The sequence below is a fragment of the Falsiporphyromonas endometrii genome, assembly GCF_042654485.1.
In the GTDB taxonomy this organism is placed as follows: domain Bacteria; phylum Bacteroidota; class Bacteroidia; order Bacteroidales; family Porphyromonadaceae; genus Porphyromonas; species Porphyromonas endometrii.
The window spans coordinates 1-1,758 of the sequence record NZ_JBHSGO010000076.1; the positions used below are offsets into that span (position 1 = coordinate 1).

The 1,758-nt window shown below is 42.8% G+C and carries 1 protein-coding gene and 1 pseudogene; both read left to right on the plus strand.

Annotated features, from left to right (window positions below):
* Nucleotides 1–261 precede the first annotated feature (261 nt).
* Nucleotides 262–672, plus strand: coding sequence for a hypothetical protein (locus tag ACFO3G_RS03310; RefSeq protein ID WP_380077970.1), 411 nt, complete (start codon nucleotides 262–264; stop codon nucleotides 670–672).
* Nucleotides 673–685: 13 nt separating this feature from the next.
* A pseudogene (locus ACFO3G_RS03315) lies at nucleotides 686–1,633 on the plus strand (ATP-binding protein); the annotation flags it as partial.
* Nucleotides 1,634–1,758 lie beyond the last annotated feature (125 nt).

The following is a 1,758-nucleotide window of genomic DNA, read 5'->3' on the forward strand; positions in this document are numbered from 1 at the left end:
CCTGTACTACACTTTCGTTTTGCTTATGAATACTTTCAAAGATCGCTTCAAACGTTTGCGGCACCGTTTCGGGCCTTCGGGGATAACCCCTTCCGTTTGATTGCGAGTGCAAAGATAGAGCATTTATTCCTTCCCCTCCAAATGTTTTGACAAAAAAGTTTTGTGAAAGACCCGGGAATTAGAGCTTAACTGCCTTTATTCTTGTCGGTTATGCGTGGAAAATATTTTTTCTTGTTCTCGGGAACAAAACAGAAATCGGGCTTGAAAAGCTCTTTTTGTGCCGCAAAGAAGGGGATTGGGAGAGGAGGGTTGGAGTGGGTTTCGATGGTCTATGGGGCTCGGAGGTGGAGCACCATTGGAGTGGTTGGGGTGGATCTCATGGGCTCTCCCACTCTTTCTTTATCATATCGTCAGTGTCTCGAGGGTTCGATGTTGGGAGAGCTCTTGGAGTACCTAAGGGATTGCGATGGAGGATGGCTTCCTGAAAATGGATCACTCGGCATGGCTCTTTACGCGCGCGTACATTATATATGTGGCAATGCAAGTGGACATATAGGCTTTAGGGCTTCATCCTTATGTTGGTCTACCGGTAGGGGGTTATTGATAAAGAATTTTCAAGTACAGTTGAAAATATTTGTATTTACAGAGAATATTCAAATACATCTGATATGATTTCATCAATAAAGAAATAAAACTTTTCATTGATGAGATCCAATATATCGAAGAGTGGGAGCGGTTTGTCAACTCGCACTCGCAAGACTTTGCTGAGCCTTGTGAGTTATTTATCAGTGGTTCCAATTCAAGTTTACTTTCCGGGGAACTTGCAACTCTTCTCTCAGGTAGATATGTGGAGTTTGAAATACTTCCCTTCAGTTACAGCGAGTATTGTGGTATCACTCAGCAAGAGATTGGCAAGGCGAGCTACATCCATTTTCTCCAATCGGGAGCCATGCCCGAACTTTTCCATCTTCCTAACGATGCGATGAAGCAAAACTACGTTTCTTCACTCAAGGACACAGTGATGTTGCGGGATATTGTGGCAAGGTATAAGGTTAAAGACGTAAAGCTCTTGGACGACCTATTTGTTTATCTGGCAAACAATGCCTCCAACATTGTGTCCATTCCGAACATTGTCAAATTCTTCAAATCAAGAAATCGAAAGACAAACTACGAGACCCTCTCCACATATATATCATATCTTGAGAATTCTTTCCTCATTCATAGAGGTGAGCGATATAATATCAAAGGGAAAGACACCATCTCCGGCAATTGCAAGTACTACCTAAATGACCTTTGCTATCACAATTATCTTTACTCCGGGTTTGGTTACGGAATGGGTTATCTCCTCGAGAATGCCGTTTACCTAAGTCTGAGGAGAGCCGGGTATCATGTCTATGTCGGGAAGATCAAAGATACCGAGGTTGATTTTGTAGCTATAAAGGGAGGGAACAAACTCTACCTGCAAGTCGCACTACAACTATTAGATAAAAACACCATAGAGCGAGAGTACCGATCTCTACAGCTAATCGATGACAACTTCCCCAAATATGTGGTGAGCTTGGAGGAGTATAAAATCCCCACAAACGAAGGGATAGAGCATATTGCCGCTTGGAAGTTGGAAAACATCTTGTAAAAGGTAGTATCCCAAAAAGTGTGTAAAGGAGGTTTATCTTTGAGTCAAAATTAATCATTTCAATTCATTGTTTTGTTCATCCGTCAGGCGGGCATGAAAAACACCGGGGGGATTGGCGTCCGCCC